Raw genomic sequence first — 26,500 nt, 5'->3', positions numbered from 1 at the left:
AGAATCTCGAAAACAGGCGTTCCGGCTCGCCCCGGCGCGCCTGTTTTGTTATGGTTGCGCGCGGTCCGGCCGCTCACGGTCGGAAAGGCCGCGGTTCCTTGCCGGGCTGGGGTCTGCATGCGGATGTTAATGTGTGCACCGCATCATCGACTGTGGACATGACCGCCCCCGCCATGCATGTTGACGGGTGCCGAAAGGCCGCCCGATCAACGGATATCTCTCATGGCGATTCTGGCAAGTGTCCATCATCTGACCCACTACAAATACGACCGTCCGGTTACCCTCGGCCCGCAGGTCATCCGGCTCAGGCCGGCGCCGCACAGCCGAACACGGGTGGTGTCGCACTCGCTCAAGGTCAGCCCGAAACAGCACTTCGTCAATTACCAGCAGGACCCCTATGGCAACTGGATGGCGCGGTATGTGTTCCCCGATCCGGTGATGGAACTGAAGATCGAAGTGGATCTGGTCGCCGATATGACCGTCTACAATCCCTTCGATTTCTTCGTCGAGGAATCGGCCGAAAAATGGCCGTTCTCATATCCGGAGGACATTGCCCCCGATCTGGTCATCTACCGGACTCCCGAACCCGCAGGCCCGCGGCTGCAGGCCTTTCTCGATGCCGTCCCGCGCGATGAAACCGGCACGGTGGATTTCGTGGTCGGCCTCAATGCGCGGCTTGCCAACGAAATCGGCTACGTCATCCGCATGGAGCCGGGTGTGCAGACGCCGGAGGAAACATTTGAGACCGGCAAGGGATCGTGCCGCGACACCAGCTGGCTTCTCGTGCAGGCGCTCAGGCATCTCGGCTTTGCAGCCCGCTTTGTGTCCGGTTATCTGATCCAGCTCAAGCCGGATCTGGTGGCGCTCGACGGCCCTCCCGGCACGGATCATGATTTTACCGACCTGCACGCATGGGCCGAAGTCTACCTGCCCGGTGCCGGCTGGATCGGTCTTGACCCGACCTCCGGTCTGCTGACAGGGGAGAGCCACATTCCGCTGGCCGCCACGCCGCATTTCCGCAATGCCGCGCCGATTTCGGGTCTTGCCAGCTATGCCGAGGTCGACTTTGCCTTTGACATGCGGGTTGACCGCATGGCCGAGCATCCACGCATTACCAAGCCGTTCAACGAGGAATCCTGGGCAGCGCTTGACGCCCTCGGCAAGGACATCGACGCCAAGCTGAAGGAAGGTGACGTCAGGCTCACCATGGGCGGCGAGCCGACCTTCGTTTCGATCGATGATTTTGAAAGTGAGGAGTGGAACACTGCCGCTGTCGGGCCGCAGAAACGTGAAGCGGCCGACAAGCTGATCCGAAGGCTGCGCAACCGTTTCGCACCGGGAGGCTTCCTGCATTACGGCCAGGGCAAATGGTATCCTGGCGAGACATTGCCGCGCTGGACCTTCTCGCTCTATTGGCGGCGCGACGGCAAGCCGATCTGGTTTAATCCCGAACTCATCGCAGAAGAGGGCAAGGACACCGGTCAGGCAACGCCCGAAACCGCCAAGGATCTGCTCGCTGCCATTGCCGACAATCTCGGCATAGAAGACAACCATGTGGTTCCGGCTTACGAGGATCCGGCGGAATGGATCCTCAAGGAAGGCAACCTTCCCGACAATGTGACACCGGACAATTCGAAGCTTGAAGACGCCGAGGAGCGTCACCGGATCGCCACCGTGTTTTCACGCGGGCTTGCGACCCCGTCCGGTTTCGTGCTGCCGGTCCAGCGCTGGCAATCGAAGGCCGCCGGTCATGGCTGGCGCTCTGAGAAATGGAAGACACGGCGTGGCCATGTCTTTCTGGTCCCGGGCGACAGCCCGGTCGGATACCGCCTGCCGCTCGGTTCGCTGCCGCATGTCCCGGCGTCCTCCTATCCGTTCGTCAATCCGTCCGATCCGACAGAACCCAAAGGCGATCTGCCGGATCCGGCCCGCAAGGCTCTCGATGATGCCCTGGCAGACTCGCGTGCCGCCGATGCTGCGTCGCAGGCACGCGCCCAGTTCACCGCCGCCGAGGCCACGCAGCAGCGGGTCGAGCAGACCATCGGCGATCTCGACGGAGCGGTGCGCACCGCGATTTCCGTCGAGCCGCGAGATGGCCGGCTGTGCGTCTTCATGCCGCCGGTCGAGAAGGTCGAGGACTATCTCGAACTGGTCTCGGCCGCTGAAGTTGCCGCCGACCGGCTTGGCCTGAAAGTCCATATCGAAGGCTACGGCCCGCCGCATGACCCACGCCTCAACGTTATTCGGGTTGCACCCGATCCCGGCGTGATCGAAGTCAATGTGCATCCCGCCACCAGTTGGGAGGAATGCAAGGCGATCACCGAAGGGGTCTATGATGAGGCCCGCCAGACCCGTCTCGGCGCCGACAAGTTCATGATCGACGGACGCCATACCGGCACCGGCGGTGGCAATCACGTGGTGGTCGGCGGTGCAACCCCGCTCGACAGCCCGTTTCTCAGGCGTCCGGATCTGCTCGCTAGCCTTATCCTGCACTGGCAGCGGCACCCGAGCCTGTCTTACCTGTTTTCCGGCCTGTTCATCGGCCCGACCAGCCAGGCGCCGCGTATCGACGAAGCCCGTCACGATGGCCTTTACGAGCTCGAGATGGCGCTCGAGCAGATCCCGCATCCCGATGCTGGAAATCCGCCCTTGCCCTGGCTCGTCGACCGCCTGCTGCGCAATCTGCTGACCGACGTCACCGGCAACACCCATCGCGCCGAAATCTGCATCGACAAGCTCTATTCGCCCGATGGCCCGACGGGTCGCCTCGGCCTGGTCGAATTCCGCGGTTTCGAAATGCCGCCCGAACCGCGCATGAGCCTCGCGCAGCAGGTGCTGATCCGCGCCCTGATTGCCCGGTTCTGGCAGAGCCCGGCCAAGGGGCGCTTCACCCGCTGGGGCACCAGTCTCAACGATCGTTTCATGCTGCCGCATTTCATCTGGGAGGATTTCCTCGATGTGCTGCGGGATTTGCGCGATCACGGCTTTGACCTGCGCTCGGAGTGGTACGAGGCTCAGTCCGAGTTCCGTTTCCCGTTCTGTGGCGAGGTGAGCTACGAAGGCGTCCGGCTGGAACTTCGCCAGGCACTTGAGCCCTGGCATGTGCTGGGTGAAACCGGCGCCATTGGCGGCACCGTGCGCTACACCGACAGCTCGGTCGAGCGTCTGCAGGTCAAGCTCGAAACCGCCGATCCGTCTCGCTACATGGTCGCCTGCAACGGTCGTCCGGTGCCCCTGGCTGAGGCCGGAAAAGCCGGAACCGCTGTTGGCGGCGTGCGCTACAAGGCGTGGCAACCGGCTCTGGCGTTGCATCCGGTGCTGCCGGTCGATGCGCCGCTCACCTTCGATATCTTCGACACATGGTCGGGCAAGCCGCTGGGCGGTTGTGTCTACCACGTCGCCCATCCCGGTGGACGCAGCTACGATACGTTTCCCGTCAACGGCAACGAGGCGGAAGCACGGCGGCTGGCCCGTTTCGAACATCGCGGCCATACGCCGGGCGCCACCACGCCGGTGCCGGAAACACCGCATCCCGAGTTTCCCTTCACGCTCGATCTGCGCCGCAAGCCGGGGATCTGATCCGTGCCTGGTTCAGCAACGGCCAAGCCCCCGGGCCGCTCAAGCATACTGACCGGCTATTCGGCCCTGCCAGGCGTGCCCGATGAGCTGCTGCGCGACGACGGGACGGTCAGGCCGGAATGGGTCAGCCTGATTGCCCATCTTGACGGCTTGAGCCCCGAGGAGCGGGAACGCGCCTTCGCCCGTGGCGCACAATATCTGCGCGACGCCGGCGTCTTCGTTCGTCATTACGGCGAGGAGAAAAGCCCGCGTGACTGGCCGCTGAGTCCGGTGCCGGTGATCCAGCCCGCCAGCGAATGGCAGGCGCTGGGCGAAGGCCTGGCCGAACGGGCTGAGCTGCTCGAATCGATCGTCGCCGATCTCTATGGTGAGAACCGGCTGGTTGAGGAGGGTCACCTTCCCGCAGGCCTGATCGCGTCCAATCCGGAATGGCTGCGTCCGCTTATCGGGGTAAAGCCTGCTTCCGGTCACTTCCTGCATTTCCTCGCCTTTGAAATCGGCCGCGGCGCCGATGGCGGCTGGTGGGTGCTGGGCGACCGGACCCAGGCGCCGTCGGGCGCCGGTTACGCGCTGGAAAACCGGGTCGCCTCGGTCCGCGCCTTTCCTGGCTATTACAGTGGCTCAAATGTCGAGCGCCTCGCGGGCTTTTTCCGCAGCTTCCGCGACGGCCTGAACGCCATGCGGCGCGAGGATGGCAGCAGGGCAGGGATCCTGACGCCTGGCCCGATGAACGACACCTATTTCGAGCACGCCTACATTGCCCGCTATCTCGGCATGATGCTGCTTGAGGGCGATGATCTGGTGGTCGATGACGGGCGGCTGATGGTGCGCACGGTTTCGGGGCCGAAGCCGATCAGCGTGCTTTGGCGCAGGCTGGATGCGGCCTGGTCCGATCCGCTCGAGCTCGAGGCGAGTTCGCGTCTGGGCACGCCGGGACTTCTGGGCGCTGTCCGCTCGCAAGGCGTCACAATGATCAACGCCCTTGGCGCTGGCGTGCTTGAAAGCCGCGCCTTTCTCGCCTTCCTGCCGCGCCTGTCGGAAGTTCTGCACGGCAAGCCGCTTGCGGTTCCGAACATCGCGACATGGTGGTGCGGCGGTGAGGCCGAGCGGGACCATGTTCGCGCCAATGCCGCTGCAATGCTGATCGGTCCGGCCAATTCGACACGCCTCCCGCTGGAGCCTGAACCCGGAGCGGTTCTCAGGGGAGACATGTCGGGCGTCGGCCTCGATCTCGGATCCTGGCTTGAGCGGGAAGGGCGCAATCTGGTTGGCCAGGAACTGGTGTCGCTGTCGACCACGCCTGCCTGGGAAGACGGCAGGCTGGAACCCAAACCGATGCGGATCCGCGTGTTCATGGCACGCACCCGCAATGGCTGGAAACTGATGCCCGGCGGCTTTGCCCGGTTGGCGGCAACAAGCCAGGATCCGTCGGCGGTGTCCTTGCGCAGCGGCGGAACCGTGGCTGATGTCTGGGTTGTTTCCGACGAGCCGGTGTCAGAAGACACAATGCTCAGCCACACCGACGAAGTCTTTGTCAGGACATCGCCAGGGCTGTTGCCCAGCCGTGCCGCCGACAACCTGTTCTGGCTCGGTCGCTACGTCGAGAGGGCGGAAGGCCAGATGCGCCTCACCCGGGCCTATATGAGCAGGCTTCCCGAAACGCCGGCCGGCGGTACACCGCTGATGAGCCGGCTTGAAACCTATCTTGATGCTGAAGGTCTTGAGATCACCGAGGGTGTTTCCGCAACCGTCGAGCGGACCATTGCAATGGCCGTCAATGCTGCCAACCAGGTGCGCGACCGGTTCTCGGTCGACGCCTGGGCGTCGCTGGCCGATCTTGAGCGCACGGTCGGCAACATGCGCAGGACGGTGGTGCCGGGCGATGATGCGGCTTCGGCCATGGGCGTGTTGTTGCGCAAGATCAGCGGCTTTTCAGGTCTGGTGCATGAAAACATGTACCGCTTCAGCGGCTGGAGGTTCCTGACCATCGGCCGGTCGCTGGAACGGGCCATCGCCATGGCCGATCTGCTCTCGGCCTTTGCGGAGTGGTCGGGCCCCCATGGCGGTTTCGAGTTGTGCGTCGAGGTTGGTGACAGCGTGATGACCCACCGCCGGCGCTATCCTGTCGCAGCCAGCCGTGAAACGGTGGTTGATCTCCTGGCGCTCGATCCGCTCAACCCGCGCTCGATCGCTTTCCACATCGACGAAATCCGCGATCAGGTGAGCCTTCTGCCGGGCGCCGATGTCAACGGACAACTCTCCGAGTTCTCGCGGGCGGTGCTGCGTGTGCAGGCCGAGCTGTCGGTCAACACGCCGCAAAGTCTCGATCAGTCCAAGCTGGTCGAACTGCGTGAAGCGATCGGACGGTTGACCAACGACCTCCACACCCAGTTTCTCGAGTGACGATGCTCTACGACATCAAGCTCAGCATCGAATACTCCTTTCAGGCGCCAGCGGCCGGCGCCCGCCAGATCCTGCACGCCATGCCATTGACCATCGCTGGCCGCCAGCGCCTGATTGCAGGCAGCATAGATATCGATCCGTCACCAGCAATGCGCCGGGAGCGGGAAGACTTTTTCGGCAACCGGTTGAGCGATATCGCTTTCAACGATCCGCACAGCAAGGTCGTGATCCGGCTCAAGGCCAGGGTTGAGGTCACCGGAGGTGCCGAACCCGCGGCAGCTTCGGTCGACCTGCGAGCGCTTCGCCACGCGCTTGATGCGACGACCGATCTCGGACCTCGCACGCCGCTGCATTTCCTGCCGGCCTCTCCTTATGCGAAGCCAGATCCGGCGATTGCGGATTGGGCTCGGTTACAGTCCGGGCCGGATCGGCAATGCGGTGAGATCGTGAGCGATTTGGGCCTCGCCCTGCATCGGGAAATGCGGTTTGACGCGGACGCCACGACGGTGGAAACGCCTGCCGCCGAAGCATTCGCCGCCCGTCACGGCGTCTGCCAGGATTTTACCCACATCATGATCATTGCGCTCAGAAGCCTCGGCATTCCGGCGGGTTACGTCAGCGGCTATCTGCGAACCCTGCCGCCGCCCGGACAAGAGCGGCTCGAGGGCGCCGATGCGATGCATGCCTGGGTGTCGGCCTGGTGCGGTCCCGGTGTCGGCTGGGTGGAATATGATCCCACCAACGCAGTTTTTGCCGGCACCGATCACATAGTTGTCGCCTATGGCCGTGACTATGCCGATGTCGCGCCGGTGCGCGGTGCCATGCGCACGGCAGGTGGCCAGACCAGCAATCAGTCGGTCGATGTGGCGCCGGTTGGATCGTAGAACCGTTGCCGGGAGTCAGCGTCCGCGGATGCGCGGGTCGAGCGCGTCGCGCAGGCCGTCACCGATATAGTTGACGCTCAGTACAGTCAGCGAGATCGCAAGACCCGGCCAGAACACCCGCTCTGGATACTGCTGCAAATAGTCGATCGCATCAAACAGCAGACGGCCCCAGGTCGGGAAATCCGGCGGAAAACCGAGACCAAGGAACGAAAGAGCCGATTCGGTGATGATGGCGGTGGCGATCCCCAGCGTGGCCGAGACCATGATCGGCGACAGCACATTGGGCAGGATGTGGCGCAGGATCATGCGCCGCGACGGCGTGCCGATAGAGCGCGCGGCAAGCACGAATTCCCGCTCCTTCAGCGCCAGCACCTCGCCGCGCACGATGCGTGCGGTCTGCATCCAGCTTGTCACGCCGATGGCGGACACGATCAGGATGAAGGTGCCCATCTCCGGTCCGAAGCTGCGCGACAGGGTCTCGCGGAACAGCATCACCATGACCAGCAGCAGCGGCAGCAGCGGCAGCGCCAGGAACAGGTCCGTCAGCCCCATCAGGACGCCGTCAAGCCGTTTGAAAAAGCCGGACACAACACCGATCAGGGTACCAAGCAGGACGCTGATCAGCATTGCGGTGAGGCCAACGGCGATCGAAACCTGTCCGCCCGCCATCATCCGCGCCATGATGTCCCGGCCCAGTTGGTCGGTGCCGAACGGATGCGCCAGCGAGGGCCCGGAGTTGCGGGCACGGATGTCGATGAAGGTCGGCTCGATGGTCCATAACAACGGTCCGATGGTCACCGCCAGCACGATGAACAGGAACACCGCCGCACCGAACAAGGCGCCCTTGTGTGTCTTGAATTGGTCCCAGACATCCCACCATTGCGAGCGTCCCGAGGTGTCGGGCTTTACCGGTTCCAGCATCGGAGCGTCAGTCATAGCGGATCCTCGGATCAAGCAGGCCGTAGAGCACGTCGGCGATAAGGTTGCACAGCACGATCAGCACCGCGAAGATGAAGGCCAGCGTCTGCACCATCGGCAGGTCGTTCGCGTAGATCGCCGTGATCAGCAGTTGCCCCAGTCCGTTCACCTTGAAGATCTGCTCGGTGATGATGGCGCCACCGAAGATTGACGGGATGCCGAGCGCGATCACGGTGACCACCGGGATCATCGAGTTGCGCAGCACATGCACCAGCAGCACAACTTTCTCGGTCATGCCCTTGGCCCGCGCTGTCCGGACATAGTCATGATTGAGGTTGTCGAGCATCGAGGCGCGCATGAACCGCGACAGTTGCGCCGTCGTCTGCAGCGCCAGCACCATCACCGGCAATGTCATCTGGCGGATCTGCTGGCCGAAACTCTCGAAATCGTTGACCACCAGGGTGGTGTCGTAGATCGACGGGAACCAGGGCAGCATGATCGCGAAAAACACGATCATCAGAACGCCGGAGAAGAATGGCGGTACCGAGAAACCGATCATCGAAATGAAGGTTCCGATCTGGTCGAACCAGGAATACTGCTTGTAGGCCGAGATGATGCCGATCGGCAGCGCAATCATCACCCCGACCAGATAGGCAAGTCCGACAACCCACAGGGTCTGCGGCAGGCGCTGGATGATGATGTCGAAGACCGGTGCGCGGAATTGCCAGGAGACGATCCGCTGCATGCCTTCGGAGAAACTGGTGCCCGCCACCCAGTCGACGAAGACCAGCGGCTCGACCCAGAAGAACTGTTTTGCCCAAAGCAGGTAGCGGACATAGGCCGGGGAATCGAGACCCAGCGCGTCGCGCATCTTCTGGCGCACTTCAGGCGGGATGCTCAACGGCTGGTCGGCAAGCGGATCGCCCGGTGCAAGGTCGAGCAGCAGGAAGATGATCAGACTGATGAGCACAAGCGTCGGTATAGCCAACAACAATCGTCGGAATGTAAAAGTCAGCATGGGCGACGCCTCGGTTCAGCAGCTTGGCGAGGGAAATGTGCAGGAGAAGGGAATGGCCCCGCCGGAGCGGGACCATTCATTGTCTGCATTACTTGACGCGGTACCAGTCCGCGACGTTCCAAAGCTCGGAATCCCAGGTGTTGAGCACAACACCACCGAGGCTGGTGGCATGAGCCGAAACCCGGCCACGATCGACCAGCGGTACGATGGTCATCGTGTCCTTGGTGATCATGTCGTTGAGCTTCTTGGCGATTTCGGCGCGCTTGGAGATTTCGCCGGTCTTGCCGAGTTCGGCAACCAGTTCATCATAGGCCGGATCGCAGAACCGGTTGATGTTCTCGCCCTGCCACTGTGTTTCCGGCCGGGGAGCCTTTTCACAGGTGTACTGACCCAGATACTGCTCCGGATCGGTGCCGTCGAAGTTGTTGGCGTACATTTCAACGTCCGCGTAGAACTTCTGGAAAGTGTCCGGAGAAGCCGGATCGCCGCCGAAGAACACCGATGCGTCGATGTTTTTCAGTTCGGTTTCCACACCGATGTCAGACCACCACTGCTTGATCAGCGCCTGGAAGTCCTGACGCACGGCATTGGTCGAAGTCTGGTAGAGAAGCTTGAGCTTCATCCCGTCCTTTTCACGCACGCCATCGGCGCCGACAGCCCAGCCGGCTTCTTCAAGCAGAGCCTTCGCGCCTTCCACGTCCTGCGTCAGGCAGTCGGTGTTGTCGGAAGCAAAGAGTTCGGGTGCCGGGACCAGGTTACAGGTCGGACGGCCGGCCTGGCCGTAACCGATTTCGACCAGCAGATTGCGGTCGATCGCCATCGAAAGTGCACGGCGTACCTTTTCATCCGAAAGGATCGGATGCGGATGCTTGGCCGTTGCACGCTCGCCTTCCGGCAGATCCGGCGACGGATTGGTCATGTTCATCTCGATGCGCTCAACCAGTGTGCCGAAGCCGGAAACGGGCGTGCCCTTTCCGCCTTCTGCCATCTTGGCAATCACGTCGGGTGCCAGCTGCAGGTTCCAGGCGTAGTCGTACTCGCCGGTTTCCATGACAGCGCGGCCAGCGGCCGCAGCGTCGCCGCCGCCCTTGAAGGTCAGCGTGGCGAATGCCGGCTTGGCCGGATCACGGTAGTTCTCATTGGCCTTCATGGTGATCACGTCGTTCGGCTTGAAGTCTGTGACGACGAAGGGGCCGGTGCCGACCGGGCCGAAGTTGGCCGAGGTGCATTCCTGAGCCTTGGCGCCGAGGCAGTTCTCGAACTGGGCCTTCTGGATGACCGGTGACTGCGCGCCGACAAAGGCTGCGTAGGGAACAGGCTTAGGACCTGTAAAGTTGACGACGACGGTCAGGTCGTCCGGCGTATCGATGCTTTCGACACCGTCGAACTTGGCGCTCTGCGCACAGCCACCGTCAGGCGCCATGCAATAGTCGGCGGTAAACTTGACGTCGGCCGAAGTCACGGGAGTGCCGTCAGACCACTTCAGGCCTTCCTTCAGCTTCCAGGTGATCGAGGTCAGGTCAGCAGCAACGCCGCCGTTTTCGACCGTCGGGATCTCGTCGACGAGGAAGGGAACCAATGCACCCTTTTCATTGAAGCGGGCCAGCGGCTCAACGATCAGCGACGAGGCCTCGATGTCCTTGGTACCGCCCGACAGATACGGATTGAGGATCGAAGGCGCCTGCCAGTAGATGATCTTGACCTCGCCGTCCGCGCCACGCTCGGCGTGTGCGACAGGTGCGATCGCCATGGCGGCGACGGCACCCATCAGAATAGTTCTCAGTTTCATGGCTGTCTCCTTGTTGATTTTTTTCAGTTTTTTATTTCGCCGGCGGTTGGTTCCGCGGTCGTTGTCATGTTCTCGGAATAAAGGTGGCAGGCCACCTGTCTCCCACCGCCGAAATCGTGGACCGCGGGCTCTATCTGCCTGCAGATGTCCATGACCTTGGGGCATCGGGTCGAAAAATTGCAGCCCTTTGGCGGATTGGCTGGCGAGGGCACGTCGCCCTGCAGCACGATCGGCTTGCGATGCCGCTCGGATTCGGGATCGGGCTCCGGCACCGCCGAGAGCAGCGCCTGCGTGTAGGGGTGAAGCGGCTCGTCAAACAGGGTCTCCCTGCTTGCCACTTCCACGATCCTGCCCAGATACATCACGGCCACCCGGTCAGCGATGTGGCGGACCATCGACAGGTCGTGGCTGATGAACAGGTAGGTCAGGTCCAGCCGGTCCTGCAGTTCCTCAAGCAGATTGACCACCTGCGCCTGGATCGACACGTCGAGCGCGGCAATCGGCTCGTCGCAGACGATAAATTTCGGATTGAGAGCCAGCGCTCGGGCAATGCCGATGCGTTGCCGTTGGCCGCCGGAGAACTCGTGCGGGTAGCGTTTGGCAAACGCCCGGTTGAGCCCCACCCAGTCCATTAATTCGTAGATCCGCGCAAGCCGTTCACTGGGGGTGAGCTTCATGTGCTCGTCAAGCGGTTCGCCGATGATGCTGGCAACCGTCATCCGCGGATTGAGGCTTGCCTGCGGATCCTGGAAGATCATCTGCATCATCGGCCGCTTGGAGCGCAGGCTGTCGCGATCGACATGGGCAATTTCCGACCCGTTGATTTCAACGGTGCCGCCTGTGACATCGTAAAGACGCAGGATCGAGCGGCCGACGGTCGACTTGCCGCAGCCCGATTCTCCGACCAGGCCAAGCGTTTCGCCTGGCATGATGTCGAAGCTGATGCCGTCCACGGCCTTGATGTCGCCGACATGGGTCCGGAACAAGCCGGCATGGATCGGGAAATACATTTTAAGATCCCGCACCTTGACGAGCGGGCTTACGGATTCGGTGTCAGCCATCGACGGCCTCCGGCTCTGGGGTCGAGGCCTTGTCCAGCAGGAAACAGGCGGCGCGGTGGCCTGGTGCCGATATCTGCGTCAGGGCCGGGTTTTCCTGCGAGCAGCGGTCGAAGGCGAACTGGCATCTGTTGCGGAACGAGCAGGCGACGGGTGCCTCGTACATGATCGGCGGCTGGCCCTCGATCACCTCCAGCTTTTCGGCACGCGCACCGCGCACCGCCGGGACGGTTTTGAGAAGCGCCTGGGTGTAGGGATGTTGCGGATCGCTGAAGATTTCCTTGACCGGACCTTCCTCGACCACCTGGCCGGCATACATCACCATGACCCGGTCTGCGATGCCGGCGATGACGCCAAGATCATGCGTGATCCAGATGATCGCCATCCCCAGCTTCTGCCGCAGTTCCTTCACCAGTTCGATGATCTGCGCCTGAATTGTCACATCAAGCGCGGTCGTAGGCTCGTCCGCAATCAGCACCTTCGGGTCGCAGGCAAGTGCGATAGCGATCATCACGCGCTGCCGCATGCCGCCTGAAAACTGGTGCGGGTAATCCTTGAGCCGCCGTTCCGCATCGGGAATGCCGACAAGCTTGAGAAGCTCGATCGAACGGGTTCGCGCCTGTGACCTGGACATGCCCATATGTGCCCGCAAGGGCTCGGCCAGCTGAAAACCGACGGTGTAGACCGGATTGAGTGATGTCATCGGGTCCTGAAAGATGAACCCGATCTTTGAGCCGCGTACCTGCCGCAGCTCTTCCGGACTGATCTTGAGCAGGTCCTGACCGTCAAACATCACTTTCCCGTCCCGCATCTCCGCGGGCGGAGATGGCAAAAGACGAAGCAGCGACATCATGGTCACGGATTTTCCGGATCCGCTTTCCCCGACAACGCCGAGCAATTCGCCCGGACGCAGATGGAAATCTACGGAGTTGACCGCGTGAACTTCACCGCCGCGGGTGCGGAAAACCGTTTTAAGCCCATTAACATCCAGAATTGGCATGGCCGTGTCTGGCATACTGTACCCCTCGGGAGATGTTTTCCCGTTATTTTTGTTGCCGGTCTGATCTCGCGACCGCCGGTGGCCATACTATTGACCAATTTCTCGCTGGTTGACCAGTGGGCTTTTTCAAATTGAGTGATAAGTGCCTGAAGCCGCTATTGCCCGAAAGAAAATTTCCCGCAAAACCGGCACTGGACAAGTGCTGTTCACGTCAACAAAAGTGTGGAAACCGGCATGAAGTTGCCGATTCCAACCGATTTGAGGTCCTTCATGGAAGACAATTCTAACGTTCGAGAGATTCTGGAAAAACTGGTTTCATTTCCCACCGTAAGCCGCGACACCAACCTGCCGCTTGTCGAATGGGTTGAATCCTATCTTTCGAGCCACGGTATCAGTTCCGAAAGGGTGACAAGTCCGTGCGGCATGAAGGCACATCTTTACGCCCAGGTCGGACCGGAAACCGATGCTGGTGTCATCCTTTCCGGGCACACCGACGTGGTGCCGGTCGACGGTCAGGCCTGGACGACCGATCCCTGGACCCTCACCGAACGAGAGGGAAAGCTTTTCGGCCGCGGCGCCTGCGACATGAAGGGGTTTGACGCGCTGGCGCTTCTGGCCATGGCGCGCGCGGCAAAGCTTCCGCTCAAGCGCCCGCTGCAACTTGCCTTGTCATTCGACGAGGAGGTTGGCTGTGCAGCCGTTGTCGATCTCGTCGAGGCAATGAAGGGCGAATTGCCAAGGGCCCGCGAAGTCATTGTCGGCGAGCCGACGATGATGCGGGTGGTCACAGGCCACAAGGGCGGCCTGGCCTATCATGTTCACGTCCGCGGCTTCGAGGTGCATTCGTCACTCCTGCCTTACGGAGTGAGCGCCATCATGCAGGCGGCGAAACTGATCGACTGGGCCAACCAGCGCAATGCGGAAAACGCCGCGAAGACTCCGTCCGAACTGGCTGTCCCGTTCGATCCGCCGTTCACCACGCTCCACGTCGGCAAGATTGAAGGCGGCACCGCGCACAACATCACCGCGAAGGATTGTCGCTACTTCATGGAGTTCCGGTTTGTGCCGGGTGAAAGCCCTGAAGACTGGGCGAGGGCATTCGAGGCAAAGGCGGCTGAACTTTCAGCCGAGATGCAAAAGATCCATCCCGACACCGGGATCGATCTCACGCCGGGTTTCGCGTTGCCGGCGCTGGCGCCCGAGACCGATGGTGCCGCTGAAACGCTGGCGCGCCGCCTGACCGGCGACAATGGCCGGCATGTCGTCAGTTATGGCACCGAAGGCAGCCAGTTCCAGGTCCGCGGCTACTCCACCGTGATCTGCGGACCGGGAGATATCGCCCAGGCGCATCAGCCCGATGAATTCCTCTCGCTTGCGCAACTCGCCGCCGGTGAGGCCTTCATTGACCGGCTGCTCGATTCAATGTGCTGATAGCTGCTCAGTGGTCCTCGGTATCGAGATACTCGATCAGGCAGGGCCGCGGCATCTGCTTCAGAGCTGCAATCAATTCGTCGCGGCTGCGAACCTGCCGCGCAGTCAGTCCATAAGCGGCCGCCACCATCGAAAAGTCGGGCGCCGATGGTGTCACTCCGATCGGGGTGATGCTGGAGCCGGTCATCGAGGTTTCGATTTCCCGGTAGCCGGCATTGTTCCACACCAGGAAGGCCACGTCGGCGCCGCAGTCGCGCGCGCTGCCGAGTTCTGAAAGCGTGAACTGGAAGCCGCCATCGCCGAGCAGCGCCACCGCCGGGCGGCCGGGATGTCCGAGTGCTGCACCGATCGCCGCCGGCGCGGCATAGCCGAGCGTGCCAAAGCCGGTGGCGGAATTGAACCAGGCCGTTTCCCGGGGAGCATCGACAAACATGTTGCCGGCATAGACCAGCTGGGTCGAATCTCCGACCAGCGTGGCATCCGGCAAGGCGTCCCAGATATCCTGCAAAAGCTCGATATGTCCAAGATAGGCCTCGCCGATCTCGGACCTTGCGCTTTTGCGAACTGTATCTGCGCGTGTTCCCCCTTCGCCCGGGCCCTGTTGTGTCCACGTGCGGGCCTCGGCGAGCATGTCTTCGATGAAGGCGCCAAGTCCTGCCTTGATCGCCAGTTCCGGCTTCAGGCTACGTGCCAGCTGGTTGGCGTCGATGTCGACCCGGATCAGGTTGGACGGAAGCTTGAAGCCGCCATCCTCATACATGTCATAATCGGTTGGCCCGAGCTCCGTCCCCAGCGCCAGCACAAGGTCCGAGCCGGCCAGCATTTCGCGGACGCAAGTGAGACTGGGGCTGGCCGGCACATCGAGCGGGTGGCCAGACATGATCCCGCGGGCATTGGTGGTGCTGATCACCGGCGCGTCGAGCGCTTCGGCAAACCGTCGAACAGCATCGCCAAGCCGGACGGCACCGCCACCGATCAGGATGGCAGGCTTCCGTGCGCCGGCACACAACTCTGCGGCTGCGGCCAGTTCCGCAGATGTCGGGCGCTGCGGAATGGAGGCAGGAACCTCGAACGCCTGGTCCGCCGCCGGCAGTTTCATAACGTCGGTCGGAATCTCGATATGGACCGGGCCGGGGCGGCCGCTGGTCATGGTCGCAAAGGCTTTCTGCAAAACCGAACCTAGTTGTGAAGGGTCGGTCAGCATGTGCGACCAAAGCGCCACGCTGCTTGCCAGTGCCGCCTGGTCGGGCAACTCATGCAGATGCCCGCGTCCCTTGCCCAGTGTCGTGGTGGCGTTGACGCCGGAAATCACCAGCATGGGGATGCTGTCGGCGCGCGCCTGTGCCATGGCGGTCAGCGTGTTGGTCAAGCCCGGCCCGGTGATCACGAAACACACCCCCGGGCGTCCGGTGACGCGGGCATAGCCGTCAGCCATGAACCCCGCACCCTGTTCGTGCCGCGGTGTGACATGGCGAATGGAACTGGCGGCGAGGCCGCGATAAAGCTCGATGGTGTGGACACCGGGTATGCCGAACACGGTGTCGACGCCCGCCTGTTCCAGCATGGTCACCAGCGCTTCACCGACGGTGGGGGAATGAGTGGCCATCACAGCCCCTCCACGAAACGCGCGATACGATCGCAGGCTTCCACAACCGATTCATCCGGCACCGTAAGGCTCAGCCGCACCAGTTTGCCGGCGTTGTCGCCGAATGACGAGCCGGGCATCACCGCGACTCCGGCTTGGAGCAGGCGCCAGGCAAAGTCCTCGCCACCGAGCCCGGTTCCGGACACGTCGAGAATGATGAACATTCCCGCCTGCGGACGATAGGCTGTCATGCCCTCAAGCTTCTCGAGCCGGTCGGCAAACAGGCTGGCCCGGTGCTTGTAGGATTGCCGCATCCGCGCCGACGTCGGCAGATCCGAATTCAGCGCAAAGGCCGTCATGTCGGCGATGAACGGCTGATTGCCGAACAGCATGGTTTCGGACAGTGGCAGCAGTCTCTCGCAGAATTCATGCGGACCAACCGCCCAGCCGCTGCGGAATCCCGGCGCTGCATGGGATTTGGAGATGGACGAGACCGCGATCACCCTGTCGGCAAGGTCCGGGCTGTCGAACGGCGAGGCGAAGTCGCCCTCAAACACCAGCTCCTCATAAACCTCGTCCGCCACGATCCAGAGGTCGTGTTTCTGGCAGACAGCGCCGATACTCGCGATTTCATCAGCCGTAAGCACCGCTCCCGTCGGGTTATGCGGTGAATTGAGCAAGAGCACGCGGGACTGTGGCGTGATCGCCGCTGCGAGATCGCCGGCGGTGAGCCGGAATCCGTTCTCGGGTCTCAACGGAACAGATTCGCGATGGGCACCGCTGGCGCGGATAACCCCCTCATAGGTCGCATAGAACGGATCGCCTACAAGCACCCCATCACCGGGGCCGGTCAGCCCCATCATCGTCGCAAACAGAGCGGTCTGGGTTCCTGGAAAACACATCACATTGTCGGCATCGACGTCCGGTCGCCGCCGCATGTAGCGTGCGGCAATCGCTTCGAGCAGTTCCGGTTCGCCACGTCCGCTGGAATATCCGGTGCGTCCTGCCAGCATCGACTGGTGGCAGACCTTGAACAGCTGCGGGTCCGGTGGCTGGTCCGGTTCCCCGATGGTCAGTTCGATGATGTCTGCGCCTTGCGCCTTCATCTCACGGCAGCGCTGGTGAATGGCCCATTTCGCTCCGCCCGTATCGGCCAGCCGCTCGGTAATTGCCGCATATTTCATGATGTTCATTCCCTGAATTCAGCCGGGTCGATGCCAAGCAGTGTCGCTGTTGAATCGAGTGCGATCCGGACCACGTCAACGCGCGAGAAATCGTCGCCGCCCATGGAAATCTCGATCCACAATCCGTCGAGCAGCGCGTTCAGCACAATCGCTTGCTGGCGAACGGTCTGTTGTGAAGTATCCGTGCCCCCTTCGCGCAGGCATTCGCCAACCAACTGTTCGACCAGGTCACGGAAAGCCTGGTAGCCCTCGCGGTGAACCTCGGCCATCACCGGGTCGGAATTGACCGTTCCAATGAAAGCAGCCCAGATCGACAGAGTCCGCCCGTCTGCCACCGGAGCCGTGACGCTGGCACGGATCAGGCCGGCAAGTCGGGTATGCGCGGGACCGTCACCGCATCCGGCCGCTGCCGTTTCGATCAGGTCGGCGATGAATGTCCGATAGGCGGCGGCGACCAGTCGTTCCTTGTTGTCGAAGTAGCGTCGGATCAGGCCCGGCGTCACGCCGGCCCGGTTAGCGACTTCGCGCACGGTTGCCCCGGCAAGTCCCAGCTCCGCCACACTGTCGAGTGTTGCCGCGATCAGGTCGTTCTGCCGAACCGCCTCGGGTTCACGATGGAATGTCCGCCGCGTCATTCCCGCCACACGGGACGGGTCAGGCAGGTCGGTCCGCCTTCGCACGGAATGCACAGCGCGTCGGCGTTGAAGCTGGTGACCTTGCAGCCGGCCTGTTCCATCAGCACGCGTGTTTTCGGAAACCCGTCGACCATGATGACCTCGCCGGGCGTCAGCGCCAGCACATTCAGATTGAGCCCGTTGGACGCGGCGAACTCATCGTCCGGGGCTTCGACAAGGGTGTAGCCACGATCCTTCAGCAATTGCCAGAAAGCGACGGGAAGCATCGGCGCATAGACCAGCGCCAGTTTTTCGGCGAGCGGCGAAACAACCGACATCAGATGTAGACAGGCATCGGCACCGTTTCCGAGCGGAAGGTCGAAGCCGAGTACGCTCACGCCAAGCGGAGCGAGGATTTCGCCCAGCTGCTCGATGCCAGCCTGGTTGGTCCGCACACCGCGACCGACCGCCAGCGTGGTCGCGTCGACCCACACGCAGTCACCGCCCTCGACAGAGCCGGGCGCTTCGATCCGCCCGAGGATCGGAATGCCCGCAGCCTTGTAGGCGGCCTCATGCAGATCGGGTTCAGCCATTCGGCCCGGCTTGCCCATCCTGAGAATGACCGCGCCCTTGTCGGTGACAAGCGAAGGATCATGGGTAAACATCGCGTCCGCCAGGCCGTCGCCCGAATCCTCGATCCAGATGATCTCGGTGCCGCTGGCCGAGACGAGGCCGGCGAAGATACCGAACTGTTCGATAGCGCGATTGCCGTCGAAGCCGGGACCGTAGTGCCAGTCCTCGGCCTTGGCCTGCCGCAGGCTGTCGCCGGGCGCGCGCATGATGACGCGCTTGAGCGGGGGAGTCATGGATTGGGATCCGTATGTCATGGAGGGGTCCGTTCTGGGGAGAGCAATTTCTGAAATTATACACTTGATTAATTACTGCGCAAGGGTCACGATTGGCTCCTGCCGCTCCATCAGGAGCAATAGAGGAAGCGTATGAGCAGTCGAGAAACCGGCGAAACAGCAGTCCCGCCAGCCGTCGAAGTTACCGGTCTTCACAAGAGATTTGGTGACCTGGAAGTGCTCAAGGGTGTATCGCTTTCCGCCGGCAATGGTGATGTGGTTGCCATCATCGGCGGATCGGGATCCGGCAAATCGACAATGCTCCGCTGTATCAACATGCTGGAACTGCCGAGCGGCGGGTCCATCAGCATTCAGGGCGAAGAAATCGAAATGAAACCGGATGGGCGGGGCGGTCTTCAGCCCGCCAATTCTGCCCAGCTCCGCCGCATCCGCACCCGGCTCGCCATGGTGTTTCAAAGCTTCAATCTGTGGCAGCACATGACTGTGCTCGGCAATGTCATCGAGGCGCCGGTGCAGGTCATGGGCGTGCCGCGCGACGAGGCCATTGCCCGTGCAGAGAAGCTGCTCGAGCGCGTGGGACTGTCTGACAAGCGGGATGTCTACCCGGCGTTTTTGTCCGGTGGTCAGCAGCAGCGGGCGGCCATTGCCCGGGCACTCGCTGTGGAGCCGGAGGTCATGCTGTTTGACGAGCCGACCTCGGCATTGGATCCCGAACTCGTCGGCGAAGTGCTGGCGGTGATCGCCGATCTGGCGCGCGAAGGCCGCACCATGCTGCTGGTGACACACGAAATGAAATTCGCCCGCGAGGTTGCCAATCACGTGGTCTTCCTGGCCGATGGCGTGATCGAGGAGGAAGGCTCTCCGGATACCATCTACAACGCTCCCAGGTCGGAGCGTTTGAGAAAATTCCTTGCGACTGTTCAATAGTCCGAGGTCCAATGGGCAAAGCCCGAACTCTTAACAGGGGAAAAACATGAAGAACAAAATCATCACCACAATCGCCGCTCTCGGTCTGTCGCTTGCTGCCAGCGCGGCCTCGGCTGAAACCGTCCGTGTCGGCGTCGCCGCCGAGCCTTATCCGCCGTTCACCGAACCGGATGCCGCTGGCAACTGGACCGGTTGGGAAATCGAATTCATGAACGCCGTCTGCGCCGAGGCCAAGCTCGATTGCGTCGTCACCCCGGTTGCCTGGGATGGCATCATTCCGGCGCTGACCTCGAACAAGATCGACGCCATCATCGGATCGATGTCGATCACCGAAGAGCGCATGAAGACCATCGATTTCTCCGACAAGTACTACAACACACCGTCGGTGATCGCGACGTCGAAAGGCTCCGGTATCACGCCTGACGCAGCCGGGCTCAAGGACAAGATCATCGGCGTTCAGGTCTCGACCATCCACCAGGATTACGTCACCACCCATTTCGGTGACGTTGCCGCCGAGGTGAAGGAATACCAGACCCAGGACGAAGCCAACCAGGACCTGGCCGCCGGTCGCGTCGACGCCATCATGGCGGATTCTCTGGCGCTTGACGCCTTCGTAAAATCGGATGCGTGCTGCGAAATCGTCGGTGCGGTCGAGGACGATCCGGCCATTCTCGGTGCCGGCGTCGGTATCGGTCTGCGCAAGGGTGACGACGAACTGCGCGAGAAGTTCAACACCGCCATCGCCGCGATCCGCGACAACGGTACTTATGCCGAATTCTCGAAGGCCTATTTCGACTTCGACATCTACGGTCAGTAACATGCCTGAAACGGCGCTACGCGCTTTGACTGGTCCGGCGGGGAAAACCCGCCGGACCGGATCGGGCATGACCCATGCTTGAGTGGATCGCGGGCCTGGCCTCGTGGGAACTGCTGGCGCTTGAGCCGCCCGGCTGGGGAGGGGTGTTGCTCGGCGGTCTCGCCGTCTCGCTCCAGGTCGCTATCGGCGGCTATCTGCTCGGGTTTCTCATTGGCGTCGGTGGCGCCACCGGCAAGCTCTATGGCGGCCCCATCCTTCGTGACCTGCTTGATGTCTACACCACGCTGGTGCGTGCAGTGCCGGAACTGGTGCTGATACTGCTGCTTTATTATGCCGGCACCGATGCACTCAACCAGTTGATGCTGCTGATCGGCGCCGAGCGCGTGGACATCAGCGGACTGGCCGCCGGCATCTTCGTTATCGGCGTGGTCCAGGGCGCCTACCAGACGGAGGTGTTGCGCGGGGCCTTCAAGGCCGTGCCGCATGGCCAGATCGAGGCCGGGCGGGCCTATGGCATGACGTCCTTTCAGGTGCTTCGACGCATCACGCTTCCCGGCATGCTGCCCCACGCGGTTCCAGGCCTGGCCAATCTCTGGCTCATCGCCACCAAGGATACGGCACTTCTTGCAGTCGTCGGCGTGGCCGAACTCACGCTGGTCACGCGCCAGGCCGGCGGCACCACCAAATCCTATTTCCTGTTCTTCTGTGCAGCGGGTCTCCTCTACCTGCTGGTGACGCTCATCTCCAATGTCGGTATCCGCCGCATTGAACGCTATGCCCGCCGTGGCATGCCGGCGGTGCGCTGATGGGTCCGGAAACCCGAAGCTGGCGGGAGCCGCACCGGCTGGTGCTGCTGGCCATCGGTATCGGCATAATCGTCTTCGCAGCGGTCAACATGCGCTGGGACTGGCTGCCGCGCTATTCGGGCCGACTTGTCGAAGGCGTCGGCACCACGCTCTGGCTATTGTTTCTCACCAGCGTTCTGGGTTTTCTGCTTGCCGTGCCGCTTGGTCTTGCCCAGGCGGCAGGACCGGTCTGGCTGTCGGCGCCGGCGCGCATGTTCTGTACGGTCATACGCGGCACGCCGCTGCTGCTGCAGCTTTGGCTGCTCTACTACGGCCTGGGTTCACTGTTCGCCTACTGGCCGGAGATCCGCCAGTCCTGGGCCTGGCCCTATCTCCGTTCGGCCTGGCCCTATGGCGTGCTGGCGCTGACGCTCTCCTTTGCGGGTTACGAGGGGGAGGTGATGCGCGGGGCTTTTGCTGGCGTGCCCAAGGGCGAGCTGGAGGCGGGCCGCGCCTATGGCATGTCGCCCTTGACCGTGTTCCGGCGGATCTGGCTGCCGCGCGCCATCCATCGCGCGTTGCCGACGCTGGCCGGTGAAACCGTGCTGCAGCTCAAGGCCACACCGCTGGTTGCCACCATCACCGTGGTCGATGTCTACGCGATCATCTCGCGGGTCCGACAGGACACCTACCTGACTTACGAGCCGCTTCTCCTGCTTGCGCTGATCTACATGATCCTGACCGGGATACTGGTGCTGGCGTTTCGCTGGCTCGAGGCCAAGGTTCCTGTCAAGGGCGGCTGACACCGGCCACCTTCTGCGCTGTTGACGGTTGCTTCCGGCTGGCGCGGGGCGGCAGGCCAAACTGGCGGCTGAAGGCGCGCGAGAAGGATGATTCCGAGGAAAACCCGGTGCGCGACGCGATATCGGTCATGCTCAGCCGCGTGTCATTGACCAGCCGTCGCGCCGCCGCCAGCCTCAGCGACAGGAAATAGGCGCCGGGCGTCTGCCCCAGCTGCCGGGAAAACAGCTGCTCCAGGCCGCGCGCCGACATCGACACCCGTCTGGCAATTGCCGCGATGCTGACCGGTGTATCGATATGGGTTTCCATGATCCGGATCGAACGGACCAGTCTCGGGTCGTGGTTTGCATCGCCCAGGGTGACGTTGACCTGCGGGTCGCCCGCAGCCCGCAGATCGTCGTGCACGAAGCTGCTTGCCACGTCCAGCGCCGCCGGATGGCCCAGTACCTGCCGCACCAGGTCCACCATCATGTCGAAGGTTGGTGATGCCCCCGATGTGGTGATGAACCGCCCGTCAACCACATAGCGGTCAGGCCTCAGATCGACATTCGGGAAGGCTGCCGCGAAATCCTCGAAGTCTTCCCAGTGGGTTGCCGCGCGATGTTCATCAAGCAGCCCGGCGCGGGCCAGCAGCCACGGGCCGGATTCGATGCCCATGACGATCGTGGCATTGCGCGCCGCCCGGTAAACATGGCCGACCAGCCGCCGGTCAGTCATTTGCGCCGCGCCAAACCCGGCCACGACAGCAAGCACATCGCAGCGCGAGGCGGGATCGTGCCGCCCGGACACCGGCCATGCAATCCCCGAGGATGTGACTGGCCCATCCCCGTTCACCGACACGAAGCGCCAGTCGAACACCATGCGCCCGGATTGCCGGTTTGCGGCCCTCAACGGTTCGACGGCGCTGGAAAGCGTCAGCAGCGAGCTGCCTGCCAGCGCCAGCAGATCCACCATTATGGGTCGGCCCGCATCCAAAATCGCCGACAGAGCTTTGTTTTGTGTCATGTTTCCTTCGTAAATGGAAAGGCATGTCGCTTCAAGCCGGTCATCATTGCCTGATCAGAAAGAGGAGGACAGTCCGTATGCCCTTGACCATGAACCGCGAGGTCTTCATCACCTGCGCCGTCACCGGATCCGGCTCCACCCAGGACCGCAGCCCGCATGTGCCGCGTTCGCCCGAGCAGATCGCCAACTCGGCGATCGACGCGGCCAGGGCCGGCGCGGCAATCGTCCATTGCCATGTCCGCGATCCCGAAACCGGCACACCGCGCCGCGATGTGGCGCTCTACCGTGAAGTCACCGAGCGCATCCGCGAGGCCGAGGTAGATGTGGTCCTTAACCTGACCGCCGGAATGGGCGGCGACATCACCTTCGGATCGACCGAAAAGCCGCTTCCGCTGAATCCGGTTGGCACCGACATGGTCGGCGCGTCCGAGCGCATGAAGCACATTCTAGAATGCCTGCCGGAAATGTGCACGCTGGATTGCGGCACCATGAATTTCGCCGAGGCCGATTACGTGATGACCAACACGCCGGGCATGCTACGCGCCATGGGCGGCATGATGACCCAGCTCGGCGTCAAGCCGGAAATCGAGGCCTTCGACACCGGCCATCTCTGGTTCGCCAAGGAACTGGTCAAGGAAGGTGTGCTTGCGCCCGATGCGCTGGTGCAGCTTTGCATGGGCGTTCCCTGGGGCGCCCCCGACGATCTCAACACCTTCATGGCGATGGTCAACAACGTGCCCGCCGACTGGAACTGGTCGGCCTTCGCACTTGGCCGAAACCAGATGGCCTATGTCGCGGCCGCCGTGCTGGCAGGCGGCAATGTCCGCGTCGGGCTCGAGGACAATCTCTGGCTTGGCAAGGGCCAGCTTGCCACAAACGCCCAGCTGGTCGAGCGTGCCGTGACCATCGTCGAGAACATGGGCGCGCGGGTGATCGGTCCGCAGGAAGTGCGTGAACGGCTGAACCTGACCAAGCGCGCGCCTGCATCCGCCTGACAACGCTCCCGGGGAGGGGATCATGGACAAGGTCAAGTTCACCGCCATGAAGGATGGCGACCGTGAGGACTACGAGTTCCTCACCGAGCACGAAATCGAGTATGCTTCCAAGACCGCCGAGCGGCTTCTCGGCGCCATGGTGGAACTCGATGAGAGCCTGTCGGGTTACCAGGTCACAAGGCTTGGTCATTCGCTGCAATCGGCCACCCGTGCCTGGCGCGATGGTGCGGATGTCGACTGGGTGGTCTCGGCGCTGCTGCATGATATCGGCGACATTTACGCGCCCTACAATCATGATGAATATGCCGCAGCCATTCTCCGCCCCTTCGTGCGCGAGCAATGTGCATGGGTGGTGGAAAAGCATGGCGACTTCCAGAAGCTCTATTACGCCCATCATGTCGGCGGCAATCCGCACGCGCGCGATGCCTACAAGGGCCATGCCTACTTCGATGATTGCGCGACATTCTGCGAACGTTGGGACCAGAACAGCTTCGACCCAGACTATCCGCATGAGGGCATCGAATTTTTCCGGGGAATGGTCGAAGAGGTCTTCGGCCGAAAAGCCTACGATCCTGCCGTGATCCGGGCTGGTGAGCGGGTTTCCCTGACCGATCCAACCACTGCCGAAGGGCGAAACGCATGAGCGAAACCAAAACAGCCGCCATCATCGGTGGCGGCGTCATCGGCGGCGGCTGGGCTGCTCGCTTTCTTCTCAATGGCTGGGATGTAATCGTCTCCGATCCTGATCCCGAGGTTGAACGCAAGGTCGGCGAGGTTCTCGCCAACGCAAGGCGCTCGCTACCGGCCCTATCTGATGTCAGCGTGCCGAAGGAAGGCAGGCTCAGCTATGCCGCTTCCCTTGCCGAGGCCGTGGCAGACGCCGACTGGATCCAGGAGAGCGCGCCAGAGCGCCTCGACATCAAGCATGTCATATTCGCGGAGATCCAGAAGCACTGCCGCCATGACGCGCTGATCGGCTCTTCGACCTCCGGCTTCAAACCCTCCGAGCTGCAGCAGGGCGCGGCACGCCCCGAGCAGATCTTCGTCGCCCACCCGTTCAACCCGGTCTATCTGCTGCCGGTGATCGAGCTTGTCGGTGTCGAGGCGACGCTTCTGCGCGCCCATGATGTGCTCGACGGCATCGGCATGAAGCCGCTGATCGTGCGCAAGGAAATCGACGCCCACATCGCCGACCGCTTCCTGGAAGCCGTCTGGCGCGAGGCGCTGTGGCTGGTCAAGGACGGCATCGCCACCACCCAGGAAATCGACGACGTCATCCGCTACGGCTTCGGAATGCGCTGGGCGCAAATGGGCCTGTTCGAAACCTACCGCATTGCCGGCGGCGAGGCAGGCATGCGCCACTTCATCGCCCAGTTCGGTCCCTGTCTCAGCTGGCCCTGGACCAAGCTGATGGACGTGCCGGAGCTCACCGATGAGTTGACCGACATGATCGCCGATCAGTCCGACGCCCAGTCGGGCATGCATTCGATCCGCGAACTCGAGCGCATCCGCGACGACAATCTGGTGGCGATGATGCGCGCCTTGAAGGGCCGCAACTGGGGCGCCGGCCAGCTGCTCAACGCCCAGGATGCACGCATCAAGCCGCCGCTGCCCACCGATATCGACCAGCCGCTTGAAACACTCAAACGGGTCATTCCGATCGACTGGATGGATTACAACGGCCACATGAACGAAAGCCGCTACGGCCAGGTGTTTTCAGATGCCGGCGACGTGGTGATGGGAATGGTCGGCGCCGACCAGGAATACATCTCCGGCGGTCTGTCCTATTTCACCGTCTCCAACGAGATCGGCTATCTGAGCGAGACCCATCTGGGCGACGTCATTCATGTCCGTACCCAGGTGCTCGAAGCCCGCGGCAAGAAGCTCCGGCTGTATCACGAGATGATCCGCACCGCCGATGACGAACTGCTGGCCACCTGCAACCAGCTGCTTCTGCATGTCTCGCTCGAAACCCGCCGCACCTGCGAGCCGGAAGGCGAGGTTCTGGCAAGGATCACGGCCCTCGGGGAAGCCCAGTCGAAGCTGCCCAAGCCTTCCAGCATGCGGGACAAGGGATGAGCCAACGCGTTCTCATTACCGGCGGCGGATCGGGCATCGGCAAGGCCATGGCCGAGAGTTTTGCCGCTCAAGGCGCGCGTGTATTCATCACCGACGTCAGCGAAACAGTTCTGGCCGAGTGCCCGGAGAACTGGCTGAAGATGACCGGTGACGCGAGCGATCCGGTTCATATGCGTGACGTCTTCGCGCGCATTGCCACCGAATGGGGCGGCATCGACGTAGTCTGCGCCAATGCCGGCATCGCCGGTCCCACGGCCCTGGTCGAGGATGTCGAACCGGAGGATTTCCGCCGCTGCCTCGCCGTCAATCTCGAAGGCGCTTTCCTGGCTGCCAAATACGCGGCCCCGATGATGAAGGCACAGAGATCCGGCGTGATCCTGATCACTTCCTCCAACGCAGGGATCAACGGCTTCCCCAACCGCGCGCCCTATGCGGCGGCGAAATGGGCGGAGATCGGGCTGATGAAGACGCTCGCCATGGAGCTCGGGCCGTTCGGCATCCGCGCCAACGCCATTGCGCCGGGATGCGTCGAAGGCCCGCGCATCGACGGCGTCATCGAGCGCGAGGCGAAGGCCAAGGGAACCACGCCGGACGTGATCCGTGCGGGTTACGAGGCGGGCGTGTCGATGCGCTCCTTCGTCACCGCCCAGGATATCGCCAACATGGCGGTCTTTCTCGCCTCCGACGGCGCCCGGCTTGTTTCCGGCCAGGTGATCCCGGTCGATGGCCATACCGAAAACCCAGATCCAAAGGTGTGAAACA

At 62.5% G+C, this 26,500-nt stretch carries 22 protein-coding genes; 12 read left to right on the top strand and 10 right to left on the bottom strand.

Annotated elements, in window-relative coordinates; translation table 11 throughout:
• Positions 1 to 222: 222 nt before the first annotated feature.
• The 3 genes from SPHINGO391_RS16300 to SPHINGO391_RS16290 are packed head-to-tail and all read left to right on the top strand — an operon-like array spanning position 223 to position 6,866.
• Entirely contained in the window at positions 223 to 3,579 is a 3,357-nt protein-coding gene (locus tag SPHINGO391_RS16300) for a transglutaminase family protein (protein ID WP_152009819.1), read from the top strand.
• A gap of 3 nt (positions 3,580 to 3,582) precedes the next feature.
• Entirely contained in the window at positions 3,583 to 5,982 is a 2,400-nt protein-coding gene (locus SPHINGO391_RS16295) for a circularly permuted type 2 ATP-grasp protein (RefSeq protein WP_152009818.1), read from the top strand.
• A 2-nt stretch (positions 5,983 to 5,984) separates the two neighbouring features.
• Complete coding sequence (locus tag SPHINGO391_RS16290; protein ID WP_152009817.1) at positions 5,985 to 6,866, top strand: transglutaminase family protein; 882 nt, start codon at positions 5,985 to 5,987, stop codon at positions 6,864 to 6,866.
• A gap of 15 nt (positions 6,867 to 6,881) precedes the next feature.
• On the opposite strand, the gene SPHINGO391_RS16285 is transcribed toward SPHINGO391_RS16290, so the two are convergent.
• The 5 genes from SPHINGO391_RS16285 to SPHINGO391_RS16265 all read right to left on the bottom strand — a co-directional run bounded on the left by SPHINGO391_RS16285 (position 6,882) and on the right by SPHINGO391_RS16265 (position 12,664).
• Complete coding sequence (locus tag SPHINGO391_RS16285; RefSeq protein WP_193217322.1) at positions 6,882 to 7,802, bottom strand: ABC transporter permease; 921 nt, start codon at positions 7,800 to 7,802, stop codon at positions 6,882 to 6,884.
• Entirely contained in the window at positions 7,795 to 8,802 is a 1,008-nt protein-coding gene (locus SPHINGO391_RS16280) for an ABC transporter permease (RefSeq protein ID WP_152009816.1), read from the bottom strand. The genes SPHINGO391_RS16285 and SPHINGO391_RS16280 overlap by 8 nt, the downstream gene beginning before the upstream one ends.
• A gap of 88 nt (positions 8,803 to 8,890) precedes the next feature.
• Entirely contained in the window at positions 8,891 to 10,591 is a 1,701-nt protein-coding gene (locus SPHINGO391_RS16275; protein WP_152009815.1) for a peptide ABC transporter substrate-binding protein, read from the bottom strand.
• Positions 10,592 to 10,614: 23 nt separating this feature from the next.
• Entirely contained in the window at positions 10,615 to 11,652 is a 1,038-nt protein-coding gene (locus SPHINGO391_RS16270) for a dipeptide ABC transporter ATP-binding protein (RefSeq protein WP_152009814.1), read from the bottom strand.
• Positions 11,645 to 12,664, bottom strand: coding sequence for an ABC transporter ATP-binding protein (locus tag SPHINGO391_RS16265; protein ID WP_152009813.1), 1,020 nt, complete (start codon positions 12,662 to 12,664; stop codon positions 11,645 to 11,647). The genes SPHINGO391_RS16270 and SPHINGO391_RS16265 overlap by 8 nt, the downstream gene beginning before the upstream one ends.
• A 255-nt stretch (positions 12,665 to 12,919) precedes the next feature.
• On the opposite strand from SPHINGO391_RS16265, the gene argE reads away from it, so the two are divergent.
• Positions 12,920 to 14,080, top strand: coding sequence for an acetylornithine deacetylase (gene argE / locus SPHINGO391_RS16260; protein ID WP_152009812.1), 1,161 nt, complete (start codon positions 12,920 to 12,922; stop codon positions 14,078 to 14,080).
• Positions 14,081 to 14,087: 7 nt separating this feature from the next.
• Here argE and SPHINGO391_RS16255 read toward each other — a convergent pair whose 3' ends face one another.
• Genes SPHINGO391_RS16255 through SPHINGO391_RS16240 form a run of 4 tightly spaced genes read right to left on the bottom strand, consistent with a single transcriptional unit; the run spans position 14,088 to position 18,329 of the window.
• Entirely contained in the window at positions 14,088 to 15,686 is a 1,599-nt protein-coding gene (locus tag SPHINGO391_RS16255) for a 5-guanidino-2-oxopentanoate decarboxylase (protein WP_152009811.1), read from the bottom strand.
• Positions 15,686 to 16,849 carry a pyridoxal phosphate-dependent aminotransferase gene (locus SPHINGO391_RS16250; protein ID WP_152009810.1) on the bottom strand — a complete coding sequence of 388 codons (1,164 nt, stop codon included), beginning with the start codon at positions 16,847 to 16,849 and terminating at the stop codon, positions 15,686 to 15,688. The genes SPHINGO391_RS16255 and SPHINGO391_RS16250 overlap by 1 nt, the downstream gene beginning before the upstream one ends.
• Positions 16,850 to 16,854: 5 nt before the next feature.
• Positions 16,855 to 17,484: a TetR family transcriptional regulator C-terminal domain-containing protein gene (locus SPHINGO391_RS16245; protein WP_152009809.1), complete on the bottom strand. Its 630-nt coding sequence runs from the start codon at positions 17,482 to 17,484 to the stop codon at positions 16,855 to 16,857.
• Positions 17,481 to 18,329, bottom strand: a complete 849-nt coding sequence (locus SPHINGO391_RS16240; protein ID WP_152009808.1) for an arginine deiminase family protein — start codon at positions 18,327 to 18,329, stop codon at positions 17,481 to 17,483. The genes SPHINGO391_RS16245 and SPHINGO391_RS16240 overlap by 4 nt, the downstream gene beginning before the upstream one ends.
• Before the next feature lie 132 nt (positions 18,330 to 18,461).
• On the opposite strand from SPHINGO391_RS16240, the gene SPHINGO391_RS16235 reads away from it, so the two are divergent.
• The 4 genes from SPHINGO391_RS16235 (at position 18,462) to SPHINGO391_RS16220 (ending at position 21,661) form a co-directional block, all read left to right on the top strand.
• Entirely contained in the window at positions 18,462 to 19,256 is a 795-nt protein-coding gene (locus SPHINGO391_RS16235; protein ID WP_152009807.1) for an ATP-binding cassette domain-containing protein, read from the top strand.
• 46 nt (positions 19,257 to 19,302) lie between these two features.
• The gene (locus SPHINGO391_RS16230; protein WP_152009806.1) at positions 19,303 to 20,073 is read left to right on the top strand and encodes a transporter substrate-binding domain-containing protein; all 771 of its coding nucleotides are present in this window, start codon (positions 19,303 to 19,305) and stop codon (positions 20,071 to 20,073) included.
• Positions 20,074 to 20,147: 74 nt separating this feature from the next.
• Positions 20,148 to 20,879: an ABC transporter permease gene (locus SPHINGO391_RS16225; RefSeq protein WP_152009805.1), complete on the top strand. Its 732-nt coding sequence runs from the start codon at positions 20,148 to 20,150 to the stop codon at positions 20,877 to 20,879.
• On the top strand, positions 20,879 to 21,661 hold the full coding sequence (locus SPHINGO391_RS16220; protein WP_152009804.1) for an ABC transporter permease: 783 nt from the start codon (positions 20,879 to 20,881) through the stop codon (positions 21,659 to 21,661). Before SPHINGO391_RS16225 ends, SPHINGO391_RS16220 begins: the two co-directional genes overlap by 1 nt.
• Here the strand turns inward: SPHINGO391_RS16220 and SPHINGO391_RS16215 are convergent.
• Entirely contained in the window at positions 21,648 to 22,664 is a 1,017-nt protein-coding gene (locus tag SPHINGO391_RS16215) for a GlxA family transcriptional regulator (protein WP_152009803.1), read from the bottom strand. The genes SPHINGO391_RS16220 and SPHINGO391_RS16215 overlap by 14 nt on opposite strands.
• 77 nt (positions 22,665 to 22,741) lie before the next feature.
• On the opposite strand from SPHINGO391_RS16215, the gene SPHINGO391_RS16210 reads away from it, so the two are divergent.
• From SPHINGO391_RS16210 to SPHINGO391_RS16195, 4 genes are read left to right on the top strand one after another with little or no spacing between them, the layout of a single operon-like run.
• Positions 22,742 to 23,659, top strand: coding sequence for a 3-keto-5-aminohexanoate cleavage protein (locus SPHINGO391_RS16210; protein ID WP_152009802.1), 918 nt, complete (start codon positions 22,742 to 22,744; stop codon positions 23,657 to 23,659).
• A gap of 22 nt (positions 23,660 to 23,681) precedes the next feature.
• Positions 23,682 to 24,302 carry an HD domain-containing protein gene (locus SPHINGO391_RS16205; RefSeq protein WP_152009801.1) on the top strand — a complete coding sequence of 207 codons (621 nt, stop codon included), beginning with the start codon at positions 23,682 to 23,684 and terminating at the stop codon, positions 24,300 to 24,302.
• On the top strand, positions 24,299 to 25,738 hold the full coding sequence (locus SPHINGO391_RS16200; RefSeq protein ID WP_152009800.1) for a carnitine 3-dehydrogenase: 1,440 nt from the start codon (positions 24,299 to 24,301) through the stop codon (positions 25,736 to 25,738). The genes SPHINGO391_RS16205 and SPHINGO391_RS16200 overlap by 4 nt, the downstream gene beginning before the upstream one ends.
• Positions 25,735 to 26,496, top strand: coding sequence for an SDR family oxidoreductase (locus SPHINGO391_RS16195; protein WP_152009799.1), 762 nt, complete (start codon positions 25,735 to 25,737; stop codon positions 26,494 to 26,496). The genes SPHINGO391_RS16200 and SPHINGO391_RS16195 overlap by 4 nt, the downstream gene beginning before the upstream one ends.
• Positions 26,497 to 26,500: the final 4 nt, after the last annotated feature.

The organism is Hoeflea sp. EC-HK425, assembly GCF_902498795.1.
GTDB lineage: Bacteria > Pseudomonadota > Alphaproteobacteria > Rhizobiales > Rhizobiaceae > Hoeflea > Hoeflea alexandrii.
This window is presented reverse-complemented; position numbering and strand designations above follow the sequence as displayed.

Excerpts from the sequence above, each read along its gene's own strand:
- SPHINGO391_RS16200 (WP_152009800.1), top strand. The coding sequence starts at position 24,299 with ATGAGCGAAACCAAAACAGCCGCCATCATCGGTGGCGGCGTCATCGGC.
- SPHINGO391_RS16235 (WP_152009807.1), top strand. The coding sequence starts at position 18,462 with ATGAGCAGTCGAGAAACCGGCGAAACAGCAGTCCCGCCAGCCGTCGAA.
- SPHINGO391_RS16270 (WP_152009814.1), bottom strand. The coding sequence starts at position 11,652 with ATGGCTGACACCGAATCCGTAAGCCCGCTCGTCAAGGTGCGGGATCTT.
- SPHINGO391_RS16240 (WP_152009808.1), bottom strand. The coding sequence starts at position 18,329 with ATGACTCCCCCGCTCAAGCGCGTCATCATGCGCGCGCCCGGCGACAGC.
- SPHINGO391_RS16230 (WP_152009806.1), top strand. The coding sequence starts at position 19,303 with ATGAAGAACAAAATCATCACCACAATCGCCGCTCTCGGTCTGTCGCTT.
- argE (WP_152009812.1), top strand. The coding sequence starts at position 12,920 with ATGGAAGACAATTCTAACGTTCGAGAGATTCTGGAAAAACTGGTTTCA.
- SPHINGO391_RS16225 (WP_152009805.1), top strand. The coding sequence starts at position 20,148 with ATGCTTGAGTGGATCGCGGGCCTGGCCTCGTGGGAACTGCTGGCGCTT.
- SPHINGO391_RS16300 (WP_152009819.1), top strand. The coding sequence starts at position 223 with ATGGCGATTCTGGCAAGTGTCCATCATCTGACCCACTACAAATACGAC.
- SPHINGO391_RS16290 (WP_152009817.1), top strand. The coding sequence starts at position 5,985 with ATGCTCTACGACATCAAGCTCAGCATCGAATACTCCTTTCAGGCGCCA.
- SPHINGO391_RS16255 (WP_152009811.1), bottom strand. The coding sequence starts at position 15,686 with ATGGCCACTCATTCCCCCACCGTCGGTGAAGCGCTGGTGACCATGCTG.
- SPHINGO391_RS16195 (WP_152009799.1), top strand. The coding sequence starts at position 25,735 with ATGAGCCAACGCGTTCTCATTACCGGCGGCGGATCGGGCATCGGCAAG.
- SPHINGO391_RS16280 (WP_152009816.1), bottom strand. The coding sequence starts at position 8,802 with ATGCTGACTTTTACATTCCGACGATTGTTGTTGGCTATACCGACGCTT.
- SPHINGO391_RS16210 (WP_152009802.1), top strand. The coding sequence starts at position 22,742 with ATGCCCTTGACCATGAACCGCGAGGTCTTCATCACCTGCGCCGTCACC.
- SPHINGO391_RS16220 (WP_152009804.1), top strand. The coding sequence starts at position 20,879 with ATGGGTCCGGAAACCCGAAGCTGGCGGGAGCCGCACCGGCTGGTGCTG.
- SPHINGO391_RS16250 (WP_152009810.1), bottom strand. The coding sequence starts at position 16,849 with ATGAAATATGCGGCAATTACCGAGCGGCTGGCCGATACGGGCGGAGCG.
- SPHINGO391_RS16215 (WP_152009803.1), bottom strand. The coding sequence starts at position 22,664 with ATGACACAAAACAAAGCTCTGTCGGCGATTTTGGATGCGGGCCGACCC.
- SPHINGO391_RS16265 (WP_152009813.1), bottom strand. The coding sequence starts at position 12,664 with ATGCCAGACACGGCCATGCCAATTCTGGATGTTAATGGGCTTAAAACG.
- SPHINGO391_RS16245 (WP_152009809.1), bottom strand. The coding sequence starts at position 17,484 with ATGACGCGGCGGACATTCCATCGTGAACCCGAGGCGGTTCGGCAGAAC.
- SPHINGO391_RS16205 (WP_152009801.1), top strand. The coding sequence starts at position 23,682 with ATGGACAAGGTCAAGTTCACCGCCATGAAGGATGGCGACCGTGAGGAC.
- SPHINGO391_RS16275 (WP_152009815.1), bottom strand. The coding sequence starts at position 10,591 with ATGAAACTGAGAACTATTCTGATGGGTGCCGTCGCCGCCATGGCGATC.
- SPHINGO391_RS16285 (WP_193217322.1), bottom strand. The coding sequence starts at position 7,802 with ATGACTGACGCTCCGATGCTGGAACCGGTAAAGCCCGACACCTCGGGA.